The sequence below is a fragment of the Marinobacterium sedimentorum genome (assembly GCF_024267675.1).
In the GTDB taxonomy this organism is placed as follows: domain Bacteria; phylum Pseudomonadota; class Gammaproteobacteria; order Pseudomonadales; family Balneatricaceae; genus Marinobacterium_A; species Marinobacterium_A sedimentorum.
Window position 1 is genome coordinate 1 of the sequence record NZ_JALDYX010000228.1, and the last position, 210, is coordinate 210.

Below are 210 nucleotides of genomic sequence, written 5' to 3' on the forward strand. Positions count from 1 at the left end.
TAGAATCCCTGTAATTGCCATCATAGGAATAGAGCGAAGCACAATCCCCAAGCACAAGACAAGAATAAAATAATTTGCCAGCTCGAACGATTCTTCGGTGAGCGCTGGAAACATTGAGAGCAGCAAATTTTGAGATAGATATACGGTCAGTGCGACGACTGAAGCGCAACTGATATTGAGTACCATTGCGCTTTTGGCATAGATCCAACT

1 protein-coding gene is annotated in these 210 nt (G+C 43.3%); it reads right to left on the reverse strand.

Annotated elements, in window-relative coordinates:
* Nucleotides 1-210 (reverse strand): hypothetical protein (locus MRS74_RS23900; protein ID WP_254582770.1); only part of this gene is annotated, 210 nt, incomplete at both ends.